The organism is Mesorhizobium sp. L2C084A000 (assembly GCF_000502875.1).
Classification (GTDB): Bacteria; Pseudomonadota; Alphaproteobacteria; order Rhizobiales; family Rhizobiaceae; genus Mesorhizobium.
This window is the reverse complement of the sequence record NZ_AYWX01000006.1, coordinates 57,966-77,376: the sequence shown is the minus strand read 5'-3', so window position 1 is coordinate 77,376 and position 19,411 is coordinate 57,966. Positions and strand designations below refer to the sequence as shown.

Genomic DNA, 19,411 nt, shown 5'->3' with positions numbered 1-19,411 from the left:
ATGGCGGGGCGGCAGCCCGCCATTGTGTCGTTCGATGGAAGCTCCCTCGTCCGTCATTGCTTCATACGGCTCAACCGGCGGTAATGAGGTTTGAGCGTCTCAACCTCTTATAGTTAATGCGCCCTTAACCTTCCCACCGATAGTCTGAGACCCGAATCTGCCGGAGTGCGCCACGCACCCGGCGAGACCATGACAGACGGGGAAGAGCATGCGTTCAGGGGCTTCAGCACCGCTCGCGCTGACCGATACGGGGCACGGCATCCAGGCGTTCGCGCGGCGTCAGGTCGGGCGGCTGGTCGGCGTCGGCCTGTTCGCGCTGGCCGCCTTTGGCGTTGCCAGCCTTGCCACCTGGAATGTCGCCGATCCGAGTTTCTCCCACGCGACGAACAACACCGTCACCAACGCCATGGGCTATGCGGGTGCCGTGTTCTCCGACCTCGCCATGCAGTTCTTCGGCCTCGCCGCCGTCGCCGCCCTGGTTCCGACGGTCATCTGGGGCTTCCTGCTGTTTTCCGCGCGCGGTGTCGACAGGCTGCCCAAGCGCGGGCTGTCCTGGTTCGGCTTCGCGCTGCTGGCCGCAGCGATGGTCGGCTGCGTTGTGCCGCCCAAGACCTGGCCGCTGCCCACGGGCCTCGGCGGTGTGTTTGGCGACATGGTGCTGAAGATCCCCGGCGTCGTCATCGGCGGCTATCCGACCGGGTTGATCGCCAGCATCATCGCCATCCTGCTGTCCGCTCCCGCGCTGTGGCTCTTTGCCCATGGCTCGGCGCTGATCGGACGCAAGAACGGCTTCGCCGTCATGGAGGACGAGCCCGCCGCCGATCCGCGCGAGGACGACCTTTTGTTCGACAATGACGAGGACGAAGGCGACGAGGGTATCCTGGCGCTCGGCGCCATCACCCATTGGTGGCTGTCGCTGCGCGCGTGGATGCACCGCCGTGCCTTGCGCCGCAGGCAGGAGCGGGACGAGTACGAGCCGGAGATGGAGCAGCGCTCCACAGCCTGGCGGCGCGCCGCCGAACGGGTCGAATCGGCGGAGTTTGCCGAGCAGCGGATGAGCCAGGATGGCCGCGCCCGCGTCGAACCCGAATTCTTCGCCGCCATGGTCAATGACCGCAGCGCCTCGCTCGACCCCGACGATGCCGATATCTTCGACGACCGCTTCGACAATGCGGGCGAGGATGCCGATTTCGACGATGAACCTGTCGTGCAACGCCGCGGCGCGTCGACCGCCAAGGTACAGCCGTTCCGCTCCGACGCAGCCACCCGCGTCGAGGCACCGGCGGCGCGCCCCGTGCCCGGCGCCCGTGTGCAGCGCGAGGCGCAGACATCGCTGATCGGCTCGGAAAAGTTCGAAATGCCGTCGCTGCACTTCCTCTCCGAACCGAAGAACGTGGTGCGCGACGCCAGCCTGTCCAAGGACGCGCTGGAACAGAACGCCCGCCTGCTCGAAGGCGTGCTGGAGGATTTCGGCGTCAAGGGCGAGATCATCGCCGTCCGTCCGGGCCCGGTGGTCACCCTCTATGAGCTCGAACCGGCGCCCGGCATCAAATCGTCACGCGTCATCGGCCTGTCCGACGACATCGCCCGCTCGATGAGCGCCATTGCCTGCCGCGTCGCCGTGGTGCCAGGCCGCAACGCCATCGGCATCGAACTGCCGAACGCCAAGCGCGAAACCGTCTATCTCAGAGAGATTCTGGCCAGCCGCGATTTCGAGACGACGAAGGCCAAGCTGGCGCTGGCGCTGGGCAAGACCATCAATGGCGAGGCGGTCATCGTCGACATCGCCAAGATGCCGCACGTGCTTGTCGCCGGCACCACCGGCTCGGGCAAGTCGGTCGCCATCAACACCATGATCCTGTCGCTGCTCTACCGGCTGACGCCGCAGGATTGCCGGCTGATCATGATCGATCCGAAAATGCTGGAACTCTCTGTCTATGACGGCATCCCGCATCTGCTCACGCCCGTCGTCACCGATCCGAAGAAGGCGGTGGTGGCGCTGAAATGGACCGTGCGAGAGATGGAGGACCGCTACCGCAAGATGTCCAAGGTCGGCGTGCGCAACATCGACGGCTTCAACGCCCGCGTCAGCCAGGCTGACAAGAAGGGCGAGAAGATCTCGCGCACCGTGCAGACCGGCTTCGACCGCCAGACCGGCGAGGCGATCTACGAGACCGAGAACCTCGATCTCGAGCCGATGCCGTATATCGTCGTCATCATCGATGAGATGGCCGACCTGATGATGGTCGCCGGCAAGGACATCGAAGGTGCCGTGCAGCGCCTGGCGCAGATGGCGCGCGCCGCCGGCATCCATGTCATCATGGCGACGCAGCGGCCGTCGGTCGACGTCATCACCGGCACCATCAAGGCCAATTTCCCGACCCGCATCTCCTTCCAGGTGACGTCCAAGATCGACAGCCGCACCATTCTGGGTGAGCAGGGCGCCGAGCAGCTGCTCGGCATGGGCGACATGCTCTACATGGCCGGCGGCGGTCGTATCCAGCGCGTGCACGGCCCGTTCGTCGCCGATGAAGAGGTCGAGAAGATCGTCGCGCACCTGAAGCTGCAGGGCGTGCCGGAATATCTCGACGCCATCACCGAGGATGACGGCGAGGACGACGACGAGCCGTCGGGCAAGGGTGGGTCCGGTGGCGGCAACAGCAATTTCGAGGATTCCGACGATCCTTACGATCAGGCGGTCTCCGTGGTGCTGCGCGACGGCAAGGCCTCGACCAGCTATATCCAGCGCCGGCTGGGCATCGGCTACAACCGCGCCGCCTCGATCATCGAGAAGATGGAGAAGGAAGGTATCGTCGGCCCGGCCAACCATGCCGGCAAGCGAGAGATCCTGGTGCCGACCGAAGACGACAAGTTCTGACTGGAAAGCCTGACCCTTGTGACATCCCGGTCCGGCAACCTTGAACCTTTCAAGGCGTTGAAGCGACCAAGGGACGCCCGACCCGCCAAATTTCAGCCTAACTGGGGGTCCAAGCACAGAACAACTCAGGAATCAGATGAGAGTGACCGACATGAAAAACGATCTTTCAGCGCTCAGCACATTTGCTCCCTCCCGGCGTCAGTTGCTGGGCCTCGGCCTGGCGTTTGCGGGGGCGGCAGCCTTCAACGCGGTGCCCGGCTTCCAGGTGCTGGCTTCGGCGCAGGCGGCTGTGCCGGCCGCTGCGCAGAAGATCGCCGACCACTTTTCCTCGGTCAAATCGATGAGCGGCGAATTCGTACAGTTCGGCCCCAAGGGCGAGCAGACCGGCGGCAAGTTCTTCCTTGAACGGCCAGGCAAGATCCGCTTCAACTATGACGGCTCTTCGAATTTCCGGGTGATTTCAGACGGCCAGTCGGTGGTCATCCTGAACAAGAGGCTCAACACGTCCGATCTCTATCCGTTGTCGAAGACGCCTCTGAAGCTGCTGCTCGACACCAGGATCGACCTCTCCGGCGACCGCGTCAAAAGCGTCAAGCAGGAGGATGACCTCACCACCATCCAGCTCGCCGACAAATCGGTGTTCGGCAATTCGAAGATCACCATGATGTTCGATCCGAAAACCTTCGATTTGCGGCAGTGGACGATCACCGACGCGCAGGGCAAGGATACGACGGTGATGATCTTCAACACCAAGGAAGGCGTCAGCTTCGCGCCGGATACTTTCGCCATCGACTACACGGCGAACCGCGAGCTCAACACCAACAAGGCGCGCTAACCCAGTTGTTATAGCTGTGGAAAGCACCGGGGCCGCGCCTCGTCGGGCGTGGCCCGGCTTGTCTTTGCGGCCCGCGGCTGGCAATTTCCCGGGCTGACTCCGTCAAAAGGCGTCTTCCCCGCCGGAACCCATCGGTTCTGGTCGGCCGCACGCTGTCCTGGATTGCCAATGCCCTTCTCCATCGCCACCTGGAACATCAACTCCGTTCGCCTGCGCATGCCGATCGTCGAGCGCCTGCTCGTGGAGCAGGCCCCCGACGTGCTGTGCCTGCAGGAAACCAAGGTTCCCGACGACCTGTTTCCCGAAAAGGCTTTCCGCAAGCTCGGCTACGAACACATCGCCTTCCATGGCCAGAAGGGCTACCACGGCGTAGCAACCGTGGCGCGGCGGCCGATCGAATTGGTCGAAAAGCGACGCTTTTGCGAAATCGAGGATAGCCGGCACCTCTCGGTGAGGGTGCGGGCCGGCGGCAAGGCGATCCTGCTGCACAATTTCTACGTCCCGGCGGGCGGCGACGAACCGGATCCCGTCATCAACAGGAAGTTCAAGCACAAGCTCGATTTCGTTGCCGAGATGAATGCCATCCGGGCAGAACATGACGAGGTGTCCGGCTCGGTGCTGGTCGGCGACCTCAACATCGCCCCGCTCGAGCATGACGTCTGGTCGCACAAGCAATTGCTCAACGTGGTCAGCCACACGCCGATCGAGACGGAAAATTTCGAGGCGATGCGCCGCGCCGGCGACTGGGTCGACCTGATGCGGCTCAACGTGCCGCATGAGCAGAAGCTCTACACCTGGTGGAGCTATCGCGCGCAGGATTGGGAGCTGTCCAATCGCGGCCGCCGTCTCGACCACGTCTGGTCGTCGCCAAACCTGGTGCCCAGCTTTTCCGGCTACGAAATCCTGCGTCCGGCGCGCGGCTGGGAGCGCCCGTCGGACCATGTGCCTGTGATCGCGCGGTTCGATCTGGACTAGCCTGCTCGAAGATGCGGGGCCTGCGGCAGTCAGTCGGTAGAGGTGGAGTCGGCTGGATCCACCCACGGACGGCCCAATCGTGTCACCATCGCCGCGTACCCAACGGCACCTGCCGCCCAAAGGAAGATGCCAAGCTCTTTGACGACGTCTTCGGCGATGGCGGCCGCAGAACCAGGGGTAGGAAACAGCTCTCCGGTCTGGTCAATCGATGCTGACATCGCGAGCAGGAAGCCTGCGGCCACAAAGACGATCGTGCCGTCGAATGTCTTTCGTCGCAGCCGAAAGAACCAGAACAACCCGGCGGCGGCGTAGACAATCATCGGAACGATCTCCGGTATCCCTACAATGGGCAGCACGTCCTCATGGATCAACAACAGGTCATCGAGGCCCAAGAACAGGGTAAGGCCGCCGAGAAACGTGCAATCCCATCGATGCGTGAGCAGGCCAGCAAACAGGGTCGCAGCGCCGGTGCCGATCCATAGCGAAGCACCCAGGGACGAAATCCACCCCGTATAGAAGCCGACTTCGGCGGCTGCAGATGGATCTCGATAAAAGATCCAAGCGTCCAGGCCACGAATTTGCGCGATGAACAGCGCGGCTAAGAGCATCGCAACATTAATCGCCGTCGCCGCCAGTACGACCAAGCGCCAGGCTATTATCCATTCGCCGCCATGCTTTGTGTTCAGCGCGTTTTTCTCTGGCATTGCTATTCTCATTGAGGACTGAGAGGAACTCCACTGGAACCAAAGTACGACAGCCGCCAGATCTGCCGCCGAGAACTCCGCCTGCATTGTGCCGGTGGCTTCGCCCCACCGAACCCATTGTACCATGGCGTCGATGTTCAGGTGAGGCTGGCCTGCAAATGGCCGACCTGAATCTCAACGCGCTTCGAAGCGCGACCAAATGAATTCAAGTTCAAACGGCGCGCTCAAGTCTTCATGCATGTCGTTGTCGCGAATTGCTGGGCTGACAGGCCAGCGAGATCCGGCAGATGGGGATGGTCGCGGCGGCGCGTCGCCAGCATCCGTTGCGCCGCTTCGATGATTGTCGACGCAGGCACATTGGCGACCAGGCCGGTCGGGCTTGCAAGACGGGATTCGATCACGTCCACGCAGTTCGAAAGCGGCCTCCAACGGGCCATGTTGGCGCCGCCACTGAGGATAACCATCGGCGTCATCACGGTTGCCATGAGATGTGCGGTACCGCCTTCGGCGCCGATGTAAAGATCGGCAAACTCGCCGAGCGCCAGCAAGATGTCGCCGATATCGACACCCTCGATCGCGGCGGAATCAACAAGCCGCAGCTTCGGTACGCGCTGAGCCAGTTCAGCCATATCGGGACCATCGCCGGGGGTTTTCACATAGAGAAGGTCCGCCCCGTCGGCGATCAGGCCGTCGGCGATCGCGGCAACCTGATCCGCCGACATGCGCTTGCTGGCGCTGCCGTGCGCCGCGATAATGATCAACGGAGCATGCTTGCCATGCGCAAGGCCCCTGGCCGCCGCTCGTGCGGCCGGGCCAGGCTCCAGCCGATGATCGAAAGGCAGCCGCTTGCCGGCAAGGCGTTCGATGAGACGGTGGTAGCGCCAGGCATTGTGCCCGGGTCGTGCTTCAGGCCTTTGGCCCAGGCGCCAGGAAAGGGCGAAAGCCGGAAAGTTTGCCTCATAGGCGATGCCGCGGCCGAGCAGTGATGCCGAGGCTTGAAGCAGCCAACGCGCCGAGATGCGGAAATCGACCACGGCCAACCGCCCCTTGCCGTTGCAGTGACCGGCGATCAGGCACGCCAGGGACGTCCGCACATTGATCGCATCGACCAAATGGCCGGCATGGCGATTGAGGCTATGTTCAAGGGACGACGATCGGGTGGTTCCGTAGACGATGAAACTATCGGGGAATGCCGTTCTGGCGGCGCGCAAAGCCGGAATCCGGATTAATCCGTCGCCGAACGCGTCATTGCGGGAATACAAGATAATCGTCTCGTACCGCCCTGACGGCATGGCTCGCTCCCCCCAGGAGCCTGGTGGTGGTGGCGCCTGCTGTGCCGGCCGCCTTCGAGGTGCTTTAGGATTTCACCTCATGCCTGTCAACGGACCCTTGCCTCTGGATCCGGGCGTCCGGATGAACGAGCCATTGGCGATTCCCGCTCCGGCCGCAGTGCGCCACGATCAGTTCATCGCGGCCAATGTCGTTGAAAACGCTGCCGCGCTTCCGCCTTTGGCCGCGAAACAACAGCTTCGCAGGCGGGCAGCCTTTAGCCGGAGAAGCGCGGCGCCAGTTCCTCGATGCGGCGGATCATCGCCTGAAATTCCTCCGAAATGCGCTGGTGGAGCTTGACCGCGATCTCGGGATATTCCTCCAGGATGCGGCGGAACATCTTGCGGCTGAGCCGCATCACTTCCGAATCGATCTCGGCCGAGGCGCTGGTCAACCGATTGGTGTCGGCGATCAATGCCAGTTCGCTCAGGATCGTGCCGGGGCCTGCCGTGCCAATCGGGATGCGTTCACCACCCTGCTCCCGGTAGAGCACGATGCGCCCACTGACGACGATATAGGCGGAATCGGCCTCGTCGTCCTCGCGATAAAGCTTGTGGTTGGCAATCAGCCTGGTGTTCTCGGCGCCAAAGGCGAGCAGGCGCAATTGTTCCTGTGTGAAGCCCTCGAAGAGCCTCACGGCGGACAGGACGCGGATGTCGTCATCCAGCGCCATCTAGCTATGTCCCCGAACCGACAGTCCGACTCCTCCTCTGCGAGTTCGATCCAAACCACCCTCCAACTGGATCGTACCCGAAAGCGGCCCCGCCCGACCGCTCATTGGATAATGAAATGTTTAAGGAACCAGCTTGTAGCCGCCGCTTTCTGTCACAAGAATTTCCGCATTGGAAGGATCGCGCTCGATCTTCTGGCGGAGCCGGTAGACATGGGTTTCCAGCGTGTGCGTGGTGACACCGGAATTGTAGCCCCATACTTCCTCGAGCAGCACGTCGCGCGTCACCACCTTCTGGTCGGCGCGATAAAGATATTTGATGATCGAGGCTTCCTTCTCCGTCAGCCGCACCTTGCCGCCGCGCGGGTCAAGCAGCAGTTTCTGGCTGGGCTTGAAAGTATAGGGCCCGACCGAGAAGGTGGCGTCCTCGCTCTGCTCGTGCTGGCGCAGCTGCGCCCGAATGCGCGCCAGCAGCACGGCAAAGCGGAACGGCTTCGTCACATAGTCGTTGGCGCCGGCCTCGAGCCCAAGAATCGTATCCGAATCGGTGTCGTGGCCGGTCAGCATGATGATGGGCGCCTTGTAGCCGCCCTTGCGCAGGATCTTCACCGCTTCGCGGCCATCCATGTCGGGCAGCCCGACGTCCATGATGAGCAGATCGATGAGGCCGCCGCGCGCTGCGGCGACACCTTTTGCCGCAGTCGATTCCTGCAGCACGTCGAATTCCTCGTAAAGGGATAATTGCTCGACCAGTGTGCCGCGCAGGTCGTCATCGTCGTCGACGATCAGTATGGTGCGTGAAGTCATGGATCAATCCGTTGTTTTGAAAAGAAAATTCAGTTGACCGCTGCCTGTTTATGCGGAAGCTGACCGGCGCAACAGCCGTTCACAGTGATTTGTTCCGTGGCACGATCATACAAGAAAAAACACGATCGCAATGCAGCCGGCGCAATTTTGCGAAAAGGGCTGCGTGTGCTGACCGTGCGGGCCAGGCCTGGGCATCCAAGCCAGGGCCTGCTGCAGGCCGGGAAAACGGTGTTTGCCTGTGCGTTGGGGCGCGGTGGCATCTCGGCCGGCAAGCGCGAAGGCGATGGCGCCACGCCGCTGGCCGCGATGCGGATACTGTCGGGGTATTTCCGGGGAGATCAGTTCTCCAGCGGCCGCAGGACCCGTCTGGCGATGACGCCGATCGGGCCCGATCTGGGCTGGTGCGAAGTGCCTGACGACCGCAACTACAACAGGCCCGTCAAGATACCCTATGGCGCCAGCCACGAACGCATGCGGCGCGACGACCGGCTCTACGACGCCTGTCTTGTGCTCGACTGGAACCTGTCGCCGCGCCGGCGCGGGCGCGGCAGCGCCATCTTCTTCCATCTGGCGCGCCCCGGCTTCACGCCGACGCAAGGCTGTGTGGCTGTCACGGCTCGTACGATGGCGCGACTGCTGCCGCTGCTGTCGGATCGGACGGTGGTGAGGGTGGTAAGATAGTAGGGTAGTAGGGTAGTAGGGGAGTAGGGGAGTAGGGGAGTAGGGGAGTAGGGACAGTCTCGGCGCAGCCTTAGTTTTTCCTATTCCCCTATTCCCCTATTCCCCTATTCCCCTATTCCCCTATTCCCCTACGACCAGGTTTCTGCCAACCGATGTCGAGCAGGCCCAGCCGGCCAAGTTCTCTGTCCATTGCGCGAGCGACGTCACGGCGCTCGCCGCCGATATCGCGCAGTTGGCGATCGGAGAGATCCTCGACGTCCTGGTAGGCAATGTCGCGGCGGGCGAGGCGTATCGCGACCCGGGCGTGGCGCAGCCAGTCGAGGGTTTCGGCCAGCCAGGCCGGGCGGGGTGTCGATGAATTCAAAACGATGATGGACATGGTTATGATCCGTTGTCTCCGGATATCAAATCCGGCTTGATGATGTGTCGATGATGGGATCATGCCAGATTGAAATCCCTGCGAGAAACGAGTAGTTTTCTCTGGATCATCAAGTTTTATTTGAGGATAGGATGGCTCGTCTTCTGCCCGGGACTCGTGCCTTGAGGACGCTGGAAGCAGCGGCCCGGCACCTCAATTTCACCCGCGCCGCCGACGAGCTCGGCCTGACACCGGCCGCCGTCAGCCATCAGATCAAGGAAATCGAGGATCAACTCGGGCTGGTGCTGTTCACACGCACCAGCCGCACCATCCGGCTCACCGAGGCGGGGACGGTGCTGTTCGACGCCTCGGCCGACGCGCTCGACCTGCTTGGCCGGGCCGTTTCGCGGGCGCAAAAGCTGGCGCGCGGCACCGCCCTTTTGAAGGTAACGCTCGACGCGCAGTTCGCGTCAAAATGGCTGATGCGACGCGTCGACGATTTTCGCAAGCATCACCCCGATATCGAATTGCGATTCGACATTGCCTATGAAGTGCGGGATTTCGAACTCGATGACATCGATGTCGGCATCCGTTTCGGCGCCGGCAAATATCCGGGTCTTCGCACCCACCGGCTGTTCGACAACATCCTCATTCCGGTGTGCAGCCCGAGCCTCTTGACGTCCGGTCCGCCGCTGCGTGAGCCGCGCGACCTCTTCAATCACACGCTTGCGCATATCGAATGGTCGCGGCAAGGCGTGACGTGGCCGAACTGGCGGATGTGGATGGCGGCGGCCGGCATCAATGATTTCGACGACAGCCGGACCGTCGTCTTCGGAAACTCCACGGATGCCGTCCAGGCAGCGCTCGACGGCAATGCCGTTGCGCTCGCCGATTTCGCCATGGTGGCGAACGACCTTTCCCTGGGTAGGCTGGTGCAGCCTTTCGAACTCGGCCTGCGGGTGGCGCCCGAGTTCGCCTACTTCCTGGTCTATCCCGAAAATACCGGCGACGATCCGCGCATCGTCGCCTTTCGCGAATGGATGCTCGAGGAAGTCGCCAAGACGCGGACCACGGACAAAGGGCAGTAGGGCAGTAGGGCAGTAGGGCAGTAGGGATAGCAGTCGGTGCCGTTTGCCCCCTATTCCCCTACTGCCTTACTGCCCTACTCCCTTCTTGATCAGGTTGCCGCCGCGCCGAACCAGCCGATCACGGCGCCGATGATCAGCAGCACGCCGAGCCAGTGGCCGCCGTCGATGAGGGTCAGGTCCCAGCCGAAATTCTCGTAGCGATGGTTGACCGAGAGCGTCGTGGCGACGAAACCCAGCCAGAGCACAAAGCCAAAGACTAGTCCGGCGATCCATGTCGGCTCGCCGCCGGTCATCGCGCCGACGACCAGGGCCAATGTGGTGGCCATGACCAGTTCGGCGATGAAGCTGATGACGAAGGGCAGCGGCGATTTTTTCATCGTCGCCGGATCGAGCTTGGCGGCCTTCAGCCACGGCTTGCTCAGGCCCATGTACCAAGCGGCGCCGAACAGCCACGCGGCGATCGCGGCAGCGACTACCGCCAGCCAGTTCACTGCTGAAAAATCCATGAGCTCCCCCTCTGATTTGTATGTGATGGAACGCCTGTTCGGCGATCGCGTCAAGCGAACCGCCAGACCGTCGTGCGCTTGACCAGCGCATCCTCCAGCGCCCGCGTGACGGCCACTTCATACACAGAAAGCGGCTCCAGCCCTGCCTTCGGCAGATACGACCGTCCGGGATCGCCGACGAGGATCTCGGCGCCGCGGGCCTTCAGCGTTGCGAACCATGGCATCAGCCGGTCCGCGAAAGATTTGTCGTAGAAAACATCACCGGCCAGGACCACGTCCCAACCTGCATCGGTGCCGATGCAATCCGTGCCGAGGAATTCGGTCCCGACACCGTTGATCTCGCTGTTGAGCCGGATCGCGGTGGCACAGAACGGATCGATGTCGGTTGCGATCACCTTGGCGGCACCTGCCTTGGCGGCAGCGATGGCGACAAGGCCGGAGCCGGAAGCGAAGTCGAGCACGCGCTTGCCCCGCACCGTGCCGGGATTGTCCAGGACATGGCGGGCAAGGCCCTGGCCGCCGGCCCAGGCAAAGGCCCAGAAAGGCGGTGGCAGGCCGATCTCGACCAGCTCATCCTCGGTCCGCTGCCACAAATCATGCGCTTCGTCGGCAAGATGAAGCAGGATCTCCGGCACGTGCGGCGGCGCCATCAGCGCCGTGTTGTCGAGAATGAATTGCCTCGCGCTGTTGGGCGTCAGCGCCGTCACGGAGCCGGCGTCAAGCCGCCCATGCGGCAGACTTCCTTCCACTCGGCCGGCGTCACCGGCTGCACGGAAAGCCGGCCGAGCCGCACCAGCGCCATGTCGGCAAGCTTCGGATTGGCCTTGACCTGTTCCAGCGTCGGCGGGTTCGGCACATCCCTTACGGCGCGGATGTCGACGCATTCCCAGCGCGGATCGTCCGAGGTGGTGTCGGGATGGGCAAGCGCGCAGACTTCAGCGATGCCGACGACGTTCAGCCCTTCGTTGGAATGGTAGAAGAAGCCGAGATCGCCGATCTGCATGGCCTTCATGTTGTTGCGCGCGGCGTAGTTGCGCACGCCGTCCCATTGCGTACCGGCCTTGCCCTTGGCCTTCAGCATCTCGAAGGAGAACTTGAATGGCTCGGATTTGAACAGCCAGTAGTTCATGTCTTTCTCCTCCTAGGAGTCGCGCGGCGACCGGGATTAACTAGCCGCCGGCTTGTTGAACGTCCAGTTCCACGGGCGGATTTCGACGCTTTCGAACAGCCCGGCCTTGGCGTAGGGGTCGGCGGCCGAAAGAGCCTGCGCCCCTGCCAGGTCGGACGCTTCAACGACCACGAGGCTGCCATTGGGCTTGCCCTCGGCATCAAGGAACGGACCGGCGAAGGCCAGCTTCTTGTCGCCGTTCAACCCTTCGAGAAAGGCGATATGATCGGGCCGCGTGTCGAGGCGCACCTGCAGGCTTCCGGGCTTGTCCTTGCAAATCACAGCAAACAGCATCTTTTTTCTCCTGATCGTTCAGTCGTGGGGATCAATCGTTGGTTTCGGTCTTCAGCGGCCGGGTCATCAAGGCCGTCACAGCCTGCCGGACGGTGATGGCACCGTCCAGTATGGCGGCGACGGCGGCAATGATCGGCGCGTCGATGCTGCGCTCGGTTGCGATGCGGGCGGCGATCGCCGCCGTCGGCACGCCTTCGGCCAGCGGCAATCCGGCAAGCGGCTTGCCTTGGCCGAGCGCCAGGCCATAGGCGAAATTGCGCGACTGGGTGGACGAGCAGGTCAGCAGCAGGTCGCCAAGGCCGGAAAGCCCCATCAGCGTTTCGGGCCTGGCGCCGAAGGCAGCGCCGATGCGGCGCAATTCGACAAAGCCGCGCGTCACCATGGCGGCCTGGGCGCTGGCCCCGAGACCCGCGCCAGCGACAGCACCTGCGGCAATGGCGAAAACGTTCTTCAAGGCGCCGCCGATCTCGACGCCGATCAGGTCGTCGTTCGAATAGCAGCGCAGGTTTTCGGCGGAAAAGCGGGCGGCGAGATCGGCGGCCAATGCCTCGTCGCGGGCAGCGACCACAACGGCCGTCGGCAGGCCGCGGGCGACGTCGGTGGCGAAGCTCGGACCGGACAGAGCGGCAACCGGATTGAGCGGCAGGATTTCTTCGACGATCGCCGACAGCAAGGCGCCGGTCTCGCTTTCGATGCCCTTGGCACACAGAACCAGCGGGACACCGGCCGGCATCTGGTCCTTCGCTGCCGCCAGCGTAGTCCGCAGCGACTGGGCCGGCGTCACCGCCAGCACGCAGTCGGCACCGTCGAGCGCGGCCTGGATGTTGCTCGTCGCCACGATGCCGGGCTGGAGCGCAATGCCCGGCAGATAGCGTGGATTTTCGCCACGGTCGATCGCGGCGACGGTCTCCGGGTCGCGCGCGTAAAGGCGGACGAAATGGCCGGCGCGCAGCATGGCCAAGGCCAAGGCAGTGCCCCAGGCCCCGCCGCCGAGCACGGCAACGCGCCAGCCGGTTGGCGCGGTGTCGTTGCCGCTTGCCAGCTCGTTCATGCCTTGGCTCCGCGTCGGCCGGAGCCGACCATCGGCGCCGAGATGCTGTCCAGCGGCCAGCGCGAGCGCGGCACGAAATCGAAGCCGTTCTCCTGCGCCATGCCGGCGCGCAGCCGCTCGATGCCGGCCCAGGCGATCATCGCCGCATTGTCGGTGCAAAGCTTCAGCGGTGGCGCAATGAAGGTGAAGCCGGTCTCGGCACAGAGCCGCTCCAGCATGATCTTGATCGTGCGGTTGGCGGCGACACCACCGGCAACGACGAGGGCCGGGTTTTTCGTGCCGGGAAATGTCTCGCGAAAGCGCGTCAACGCGCGGGAGACACGGTCGGCCAGCGCATCGGCCACCGCTGCCTGGAACGAAGCGCAGATGTCGGCGACGTCCTGGTCGCTCAGCGGCGCAATGGCGCTCGCCGCCTGGCGCACGGCGGTCTTGAGGCCGGAGAAGGAGAAGTCGGGCTGGGCCGAGCCCTTCATCGGGCGCGGAAAGGCAAAGCGCGAGGCATTGCCGGCCTGTGCCGCCTTCTCGACATTCGGTCCGCCGGGATAGGCCAGGCCGAGCATCTTGGCCGTCTTGTCGAAGGCTTCGCCGAGCGCGTCGTCGATGGTCGTTGCCCAGCGCTGGTAGTCGCCGACGCCGCGCACGGCGACGATTTGCGTATGGCCGCCGGAGACCAGCAGCAAGAGATAGGGAAAGTCGAGCCCGTCGGTCAGCCTTGCGGTCAGCGCATGGCCTTCGAGGTGGTTGATGGCGATCAGCGGCTTGTTCGCCGCCGCGGCGATTGCCTTGGCGGTCATCAGCCCGACGATCAGCCCGCCGACCAGGCCGGGACCGGCGGTGGCGGCAATCGCGTCGATATCGGCGAGCGCCGTGCCCGAATCGGCAAGCGCTGCCTCGATGATGCCGTCCAGCGCCTCGACATGGGCACGCGCGGCGATTTCCGGCACGACACCGCCGAACGCGGCATGTTCCTCGATCTGGCTGAGCACGATGTTGGACAGGATTTTTGGCGCGGCGTCGCCGTCGATGGCCACCACGCTGGCGGCGGTCTCGTCACAACTCGTCTCTATGCCCAGCACGCGGATCAATTCGTCGCTGTCCCTAAAGATTGTATCATTGGGCTTTCCCCGTTAGGAGAACCCCGGAAAAGCCTCGCTTGCCGGGGGGGTATCACGGACTGCGCGCCATGCAAACAATCTTGAGAATCGGAACACGCGGCAGCCCGCTGGCGCTGGCACAGGCGCGTGAAGCACAGGCGCGGCTGATGGCCGCGCATGGCATGCCGGCGGAGGCGTTCGAGGTGGTCGTCATCTCGACCAGCGGCGACCGCATCCAGGACCGGCCGCTGTCGGAAGCCGGCGGCAAAGGCCTGTTCACCAAGGAGATCGAGGAGGCGCTGCTGGCGGGCCGGATCGACATCGCCGTGCATTCGTCGAAGGACATGCCGACGCAACTGCCCGACGGTCTCGAACTCTCGGCCTTCCTGCCGCGCGAGGATGCACGCGACGCCTTTGTCGGCAAGGCGGCGAAGACGATCGCCGAACTGCCGCGCGGGGCGAGAGTCGGGTCGTCGTCGCTGCGGCGGCAAGCGCTGATCCGCCGGATGCGGCCGGATCTCGACGTGGTGATGTTCCGCGGCAATGTGCAGACGCGGCTGCGCAAGCTCGAAGAAGGCGTCGCCGCCGGCACGATCCTGGCCTATGCCGGGCTGAAGCGGCTTGGGCTCGAGCATGTCGTCACCGACCTGATACCGCTCGATGTCTTCCCGCCGGCGCCGGGGCAAGGCGCGATCGGCATCGAAACCCGTATCGGCGACCGCGATGTCGAAAAGATGCTGGCAGCCGTCCATGATGTGCCGACCGGCCAGGCGCTGGCCTGCGAGCGTGCCTTCCTGGCGGCGCTGGATGGCTCCTGCCGCACGCCGATCGCCGGCTATGCGGCGATAGCGGCCGGAAAGCTGTCGTTCGCAGGGCTGATCATCTCGCCCGACGGCATGCAGTCGCACACGGTCGAGCTGCAGGGGCCAGCGCAAGACGCCGCCCGCATCGGCGGTGAAGCGGCCCGGAGCGTGCGCGCCAAGGCCGGCGAAAAGTTCTTCGACGGCTGGCTCTGAAATGCTTCGCGTCCTGGTGACCAGGCCGGAACCGGGTGCTTCGCGCACAGCGCATCGGCTTGAGGAGACGGGCTTTAAGCCGGTTCTTTTGCCCCTGACCGAAACAAAGGCGTTGCCCGCCGCCGGACTGACCCTGGACGATGCCGTCGCGGTGGCCGTCACCAGCGCCAATGCCGTGCGCCATGCGCCGGAAGAAATCATCGCGACGCTCGCCGCCTTGCCTTGCCATGCGGTCGGCAAAAGGACGGCGCAAGCGGCGCGTCGAGCGGGGTTTTTGTCGGTCAGTGAAGGCCCGGGCGATGCGGAGGCGCTGGCCGACAGGCTCGCCGCCGATTTTTCTGGAAAGACGATTGTCTATCTCTGCGGGCGCGTGCGTTTTCCGGCGTTCGAACAGAGGCTCGTGACGGCGGGCGTTCGGGTCCACGCCGTCGAGACGTATGACACGCTGACAATGGGCTATCCGGACGAAGTCATCCTCGAACGCCTGTCCGGGCAACCTGCCGACGCGGTGTTGCTTTATTCAGCCAAGGCGGCGGCGGCGATGCAAATCCTGGCAAGACGGCCCGCTCTGCGCGGACTCTTCGAGAAAACATGGGTTTTTGCGCTTTCCACTCGCATCGCCGCAGCCTTCGACGGTGTCGCCAGTGAAAGGATCCGCATCGCCGCACAGCCTGACGAGGACGCATTGCTGGCGCTTTTGCAGGGGCCGCGCTGAGCCGCGTCATCACACCGCCCCTTTTCACCGCTTGGTGATGTGCTAGACCCTTTCTGAACCATCATGCGCCGCCAGGCGTTGAGACGAAGCGAATTGTGCGGAGCCCAGGCATGGTCAAGACGCCGAAGATGCGACACTCGAAAAGCCGCCGCGAGCCGGTGACCATCGATCTCGAGCCGGGCGCCGTCTCACGCATCGCCGACGAGGACGCCGCCAGGCAGGAGGCCCGGACAGACGAGGCGAAGGCCGAGGAAGCAGCGAACGCTTCGTTGCCTGAGGTTCCCGAAGAGCCGGTACACGCCGACCAGACCGATCTCGAGCCCTGGGAGCATACCGACGCCCGGGCCGAACCGGAGCAGCCGCCGGCAGCGGCGACAAAGCCCGCTAGGGAGGCCGAGATCCCCTATCCCGGATCGTCCGACGAGCCCGGATCGTCCGATGCGCCGGCCGGCAAGACCAAAGCCTATGACTACAGTTTCGAGGACGCATCGGTGAAGCGCACGCAGACCGACGGCAACAAGGCAAAACCCGAGACACGGGACGGGAAAATGGCGCCACCACCGGAAAAGCGCGGCGGCCTCAACGGCGTCGCCGCCGGCATCATCGGCGGCGTCATCGCGCTGGTCGGCGCCGGCGGGCTGCAATTTGCCGGCCTGCTCGGCGCGCCGGGTTCCGGTGCCGGCGTCTCGCTCGATAGCGTCAACGGCGACATCGCCTCGCTGAAGACCGAAATCGCCGGTTTGAAGGACGCCGGCGGCAACGGCGATGGAGCGGCGAAGATGGTCGGGCTGTCCTCGGGCCTTGAACAGGTCAAGGCCGATGTGGCGGCGCTGAAATCGGCTGTCGAGAAAGGTGGAGCAGGCGACGCGGCCGGGGTCGCCGCACTGGGCGACAAGGTCGCGCAGATCGAGACGGCGGTCGCCGCCCTCGGCAAGGCCGGCAGCTCGGCGCCGGTCGATCTCGGTCCGCTCAACGAGAAACTGGCAGGCCTCGACGCGCTGGTGAAGTCGGCCGGCGAGGCGGCGACGGCGCAGGAGGGCCGGCTGACAGCGCTGGAGCAGTCCGTGTCGCAGCTGTCCGGCAAGGTCGAGGCGGCGGCGGGACAGCCGAAGATCGCGCTTGCCATCGCGGCGTCCGCCTTGAAGGCGGCGCTGGAGCGTGGCGGGCCGTTTTCGGCCGAACTCGAAACCCTTGCAGCGATTTCGCCCGATGCGCCGCAGCTTGCGGCACTGCGCCCCTATGCCGAAAAGGGCGTTCCGACCCGCGCCGAGATCGCATCGCAGGCTGATGCCGCCGCCAATGCCATGGTCACAGCCGCGACGCCCGTCGATGAGAATGCCGGCTTCGTTCAGAGTCTTCTGTCGAGCGCCGAATCGCTGGTCAAGGTCAGGCCGATCGGCGCCGTCGAAGGCGCCGGCGCACCGGAAACCGTCGCGCGCGTGGAGGCGGCGGTCAACCAGGGCGACTACGCCAAGGCACTCAGCGAGTATGAAACGCTGCCCGAGGCCGCCAAGGCGGCTGGCGCCGACTTTGCCGGCAAGCTGAAGGCACGCATCGAGGTCGAAACCCAGGTCGATGCGCTGATCTCGGGCGCGATGAAGGCATGAGGGCAACACAATGATCCGCCTGCTCGCCTTCCTCATCGTCGTTTTCGCGCTCGGGCTGGGCTTTGCCTGGCTGGCCGACCGGCCGGGCGACATGGTCGTCACTTTCAACGGCTATCAATACCAGGTCAGCCTAATGGTGGCGGCGGTGGCCGTCGTTGCCGTGGTCGCCGCGGTGATGATCCTGTGGTGGCTGCTCAAGTCGCTGTGGAACAGTCCCTACACCATCTCGCGCTATTTCCGTGTCCGCCGCCGCGACCGTGGCTATCAGGCGCTGTCGACCGGCATGATTGCCGCCGGCGCCGGTGATGGCGCGCTGGCCCGCAAGAAGACCAAGGAAGCCGCTAAGCTGATCCGTTCCGACCAGGAGCCGCTGATCCACCTGCTGGAAGCACAGGCGTCGCTGCTCGAAGGTGATCATGAAGGCGCGCGGCAGAAGTTCGAAAGCATGCTCGACGATCCCGAGATGCGGCTGCTGGGCTTGCGCGGGCTTTATCTGGAAGCCGAACGGCTCGGCGACCGCAACGCCGCCCGACATTATGCCGGCCGTGCCGCGGTGATGGCGCCGCAGCTGGCCTGGGCGGCGGAATCGACGCTGGAAGAGCTGACCGCGCGCAGCGACTGGGACGGCGCCCTGAAACTGGTCGACGCGCAGAAATCGACACGGCAGATCGAACGCGATGCCGCCAACCGCCGCCGCGCCGTGCTGCTGACCGCCAAGGCGCAGGCGCTTGCCGACAGCGATCCCGCCGCCGCCAGGACGGCGGCGATCGAGGCCAACAAGCTCAGGCCGGACTTCGCGCCCGCCGCCGTTGCCGCCGCGGCCGCATTGTTCAAGCAGAACGATGTGCGCAAGGGCTCGAAGATACTCGAGGCGGCGTGGAAGGCCGAGCCGCATCCGGAGGTCGCCGAGCTCTATACCCATGCAAGGCTGGGCGACGCCGTGCTCGACCGCCTCAACCGGGCGAAGAAGCTGCAGGAAATGAAGAAGAACCACGCCGAGTCCTCGATGACGGTGGCGCGCGCCGCGCTCGACGCGCAGGATTATTCGACCGCCCGCCGCGAGGCCGAGGCGGCGATCCGGATGGACCGCCGCGAGGGCGCCTATCTGCTGCTCGCAGACATCGAGGAGGCCGAGACCGGCGATCAGGGCAAGGTGCGGCAGCTGCTGTCCAGGGCGGTGCGGGCGCCGCGCGATCCGGCCTGGGTCGCAGACGGCGTGGTATCGGAACGCTGGGCGCCGGTATCGCCGATCACCGGCCGGCTCGATGCCTTCGAGTGGCGCGCGCCGATGGAGCGTCTTGGCCAGTTGATCGACAGCCATGATGACATGCCAGCCGGTGCGGCGCCGGTCATCGAAGCATTGGCAAAGCCGACGAGCGAAAAAAGGCCGATCGAGGTGATCGATGATGCCGGCCCTGACATGTCGTCGAGCAAGGATGCCGAGCGCCACGAGGATCATGTCAGGCCGATCACGGCAGCGGCCTTCGCCGCGGTGCCGAGCGATGCCGAGGGTGTCGAGCCGGCCGAGGAGCCTGCGCGGTTGCCGGACGATCCCGGCGTCGATCCGGACGAGGAAGCGGAAAAATCGCCGCGCCGGTTTCGGTTGTTTTGAGTTGGGCCGGCCGTCAGGCCGTT

20 protein-coding genes are annotated in these 19,411 nt (G+C 64.5%); 9 read left to right on the top strand and 11 right to left on the bottom strand.

The window, feature by feature from the left end:
• Positions 1 to 208: 208 nt before the first annotated feature.
• The 3 genes from X735_RS151460 to X735_RS151470 all read left to right on the top strand — a co-directional run bounded on the left by X735_RS151460 (position 209) and on the right by X735_RS151470 (position 4,688).
• Complete coding sequence (locus X735_RS151460) at positions 209 to 2,878, top strand: DNA translocase FtsK (RefSeq protein ID WP_023811244.1); 2,670 nt, start codon at positions 209 to 211, stop codon at positions 2,876 to 2,878.
• Between the two features lie 151 nt (positions 2,879 to 3,029).
• Positions 3,030 to 3,713 carry an outer membrane lipoprotein carrier protein LolA gene (locus X735_RS151465; RefSeq protein WP_023811243.1) on the top strand — a complete coding sequence of 228 codons (684 nt, stop codon included), beginning with the start codon at positions 3,030 to 3,032 and terminating at the stop codon, positions 3,711 to 3,713.
• Positions 3,714 to 3,881: 168 nt separating this feature from the next.
• Entirely contained in the window at positions 3,882 to 4,688 is an 807-nt protein-coding gene (locus X735_RS151470; RefSeq protein WP_023811242.1) for an exodeoxyribonuclease III, read from the top strand.
• Positions 4,689 to 4,717: 29 nt separating this feature from the next.
• Here the strand turns inward: X735_RS151470 and X735_RS1000000166750 are convergent, their stop codons facing one another.
• The 4 genes from X735_RS1000000166750 to X735_RS151485 all read right to left on the bottom strand — a co-directional run bounded on the left by X735_RS1000000166750 (position 4,718) and on the right by X735_RS151485 (position 8,198).
• Positions 4,718 to 5,392, bottom strand: a complete 675-nt coding sequence (locus X735_RS1000000166750) for a hypothetical protein (protein ID WP_081734855.1) — start codon at positions 5,390 to 5,392, stop codon at positions 4,718 to 4,720.
• 224 nt (positions 5,393 to 5,616) lie between these two features.
• On the bottom strand, positions 5,617 to 6,654 hold the full coding sequence (locus X735_RS151475; RefSeq protein ID WP_210164045.1) for a hypothetical protein: 1,038 nt from the start codon (positions 6,652 to 6,654) through the stop codon (positions 5,617 to 5,619).
• 284 nt (positions 6,655 to 6,938) lie between these two features.
• A complete protein-coding gene (locus tag X735_RS151480; protein WP_023811239.1) occupies positions 6,939 to 7,394 on the bottom strand; it encodes a cyclic nucleotide-binding domain-containing protein in 456 nt (151 codons plus the stop codon).
• 120 nt (positions 7,395 to 7,514) lie between these two features.
• A complete protein-coding gene (locus X735_RS151485) occupies positions 7,515 to 8,198 on the bottom strand; it encodes a response regulator transcription factor (protein WP_013528898.1) in 684 nt (227 codons plus the stop codon).
• A 144-nt stretch (positions 8,199 to 8,342) separates the two neighbouring features.
• On the opposite strand from X735_RS151485, the gene X735_RS151490 reads away from it, so the two are divergent.
• Positions 8,343 to 8,879: a L,D-transpeptidase gene (locus X735_RS151490; RefSeq protein ID WP_196815328.1), complete on the top strand. Its 537-nt coding sequence runs from the start codon at positions 8,343 to 8,345 to the stop codon at positions 8,877 to 8,879.
• Between the two features lie 112 nt (positions 8,880 to 8,991).
• Here X735_RS151490 and X735_RS151495 read toward each other — a convergent pair whose 3' ends face one another.
• A complete protein-coding gene (locus X735_RS151495) occupies positions 8,992 to 9,258 on the bottom strand; it encodes a hypothetical protein (RefSeq protein ID WP_023811237.1) in 267 nt (88 codons plus the stop codon).
• A 131-nt stretch (positions 9,259 to 9,389) separates the two neighbouring features.
• Here X735_RS151495 and gcvA point away from each other — a divergent pair, with 131 nt between their 5' ends.
• Positions 9,390 to 10,325: a transcriptional regulator GcvA gene (gcvA, locus tag X735_RS151500; RefSeq protein WP_023811236.1), complete on the top strand. Its 936-nt coding sequence runs from the start codon at positions 9,390 to 9,392 to the stop codon at positions 10,323 to 10,325.
• An 89-nt stretch (positions 10,326 to 10,414) separates the two neighbouring features.
• Here gcvA and X735_RS151505 read toward each other — a convergent pair whose 3' ends face one another.
• The 6 genes from X735_RS151505 to tsaD are packed head-to-tail and all read right to left on the bottom strand — an operon-like array spanning position 10,415 to position 14,426.
• Positions 10,415 to 10,831 (bottom strand): DUF1761 domain-containing protein, encoded by a 417-nt coding sequence (locus tag X735_RS151505; RefSeq protein ID WP_023811235.1) that lies wholly within the window; start codon positions 10,829 to 10,831, stop codon positions 10,415 to 10,417.
• 50 nt (positions 10,832 to 10,881) lie between these two features.
• Positions 10,882 to 11,538: a methyltransferase gene (locus X735_RS151510; protein WP_023811234.1), complete on the bottom strand. Its 657-nt coding sequence runs from the start codon at positions 11,536 to 11,538 to the stop codon at positions 10,882 to 10,884.
• Positions 11,535 to 11,960: an EVE domain-containing protein gene (locus X735_RS151515; protein ID WP_023811233.1), complete on the bottom strand. Its 426-nt coding sequence runs from the start codon at positions 11,958 to 11,960 to the stop codon at positions 11,535 to 11,537. The genes X735_RS151510 and X735_RS151515 overlap by 4 nt, the downstream gene beginning before the upstream one ends.
• Before the next feature lie 36 nt (positions 11,961 to 11,996).
• Positions 11,997 to 12,293, bottom strand: coding sequence for a YciI-like protein (locus X735_RS151520; RefSeq protein WP_023811232.1), 297 nt, complete (start codon positions 12,291 to 12,293; stop codon positions 11,997 to 11,999).
• 31 nt (positions 12,294 to 12,324) lie between these two features.
• Positions 12,325 to 13,344 carry an NAD(P)H-dependent glycerol-3-phosphate dehydrogenase gene (locus X735_RS151525; RefSeq protein ID WP_023811231.1) on the bottom strand — a complete coding sequence of 340 codons (1,020 nt, stop codon included), beginning with the start codon at positions 13,342 to 13,344 and terminating at the stop codon, positions 12,325 to 12,327.
• Positions 13,341 to 14,426 (bottom strand): tRNA (adenosine(37)-N6)-threonylcarbamoyltransferase complex transferase subunit TsaD, encoded by a 1,086-nt coding sequence (gene tsaD, locus X735_RS151530; RefSeq protein WP_196815327.1) that lies wholly within the window; start codon positions 14,424 to 14,426, stop codon positions 13,341 to 13,343. Before tsaD ends, X735_RS151525 begins: the two co-directional genes overlap by 4 nt.
• A 101-nt stretch (positions 14,427 to 14,527) precedes the next feature.
• On the opposite strand from tsaD, the gene hemC reads away from it, so the two are divergent.
• The 4 genes from hemC to X735_RS151550 all read left to right on the top strand — a co-directional run bounded on the left by hemC (position 14,528) and on the right by X735_RS151550 (position 19,388).
• Positions 14,528 to 15,454: a hydroxymethylbilane synthase gene (gene hemC / locus X735_RS151535; protein WP_023811229.1), complete on the top strand. Its 927-nt coding sequence runs from the start codon at positions 14,528 to 14,530 to the stop codon at positions 15,452 to 15,454.
• Between the two features lies 1 nt (position 15,455).
• Complete coding sequence (locus X735_RS151540; RefSeq protein ID WP_023811228.1) at positions 15,456 to 16,169, top strand: uroporphyrinogen-III synthase; 714 nt, start codon at positions 15,456 to 15,458, stop codon at positions 16,167 to 16,169.
• 110 nt (positions 16,170 to 16,279) lie between these two features.
• A complete protein-coding gene (locus tag X735_RS151545) occupies positions 16,280 to 17,776 on the top strand; it encodes a COG4223 family protein (protein WP_023811227.1) in 1,497 nt (498 codons plus the stop codon).
• 10 nt (positions 17,777 to 17,786) lie between these two features.
• Positions 17,787 to 19,388 carry a heme biosynthesis protein HemY gene (locus tag X735_RS151550; RefSeq protein ID WP_023811226.1) on the top strand — a complete coding sequence of 534 codons (1,602 nt, stop codon included), beginning with the start codon at positions 17,787 to 17,789 and terminating at the stop codon, positions 19,386 to 19,388.
• The last annotated feature ends 23 nt before the right edge of the window (positions 19,389 to 19,411 follow it).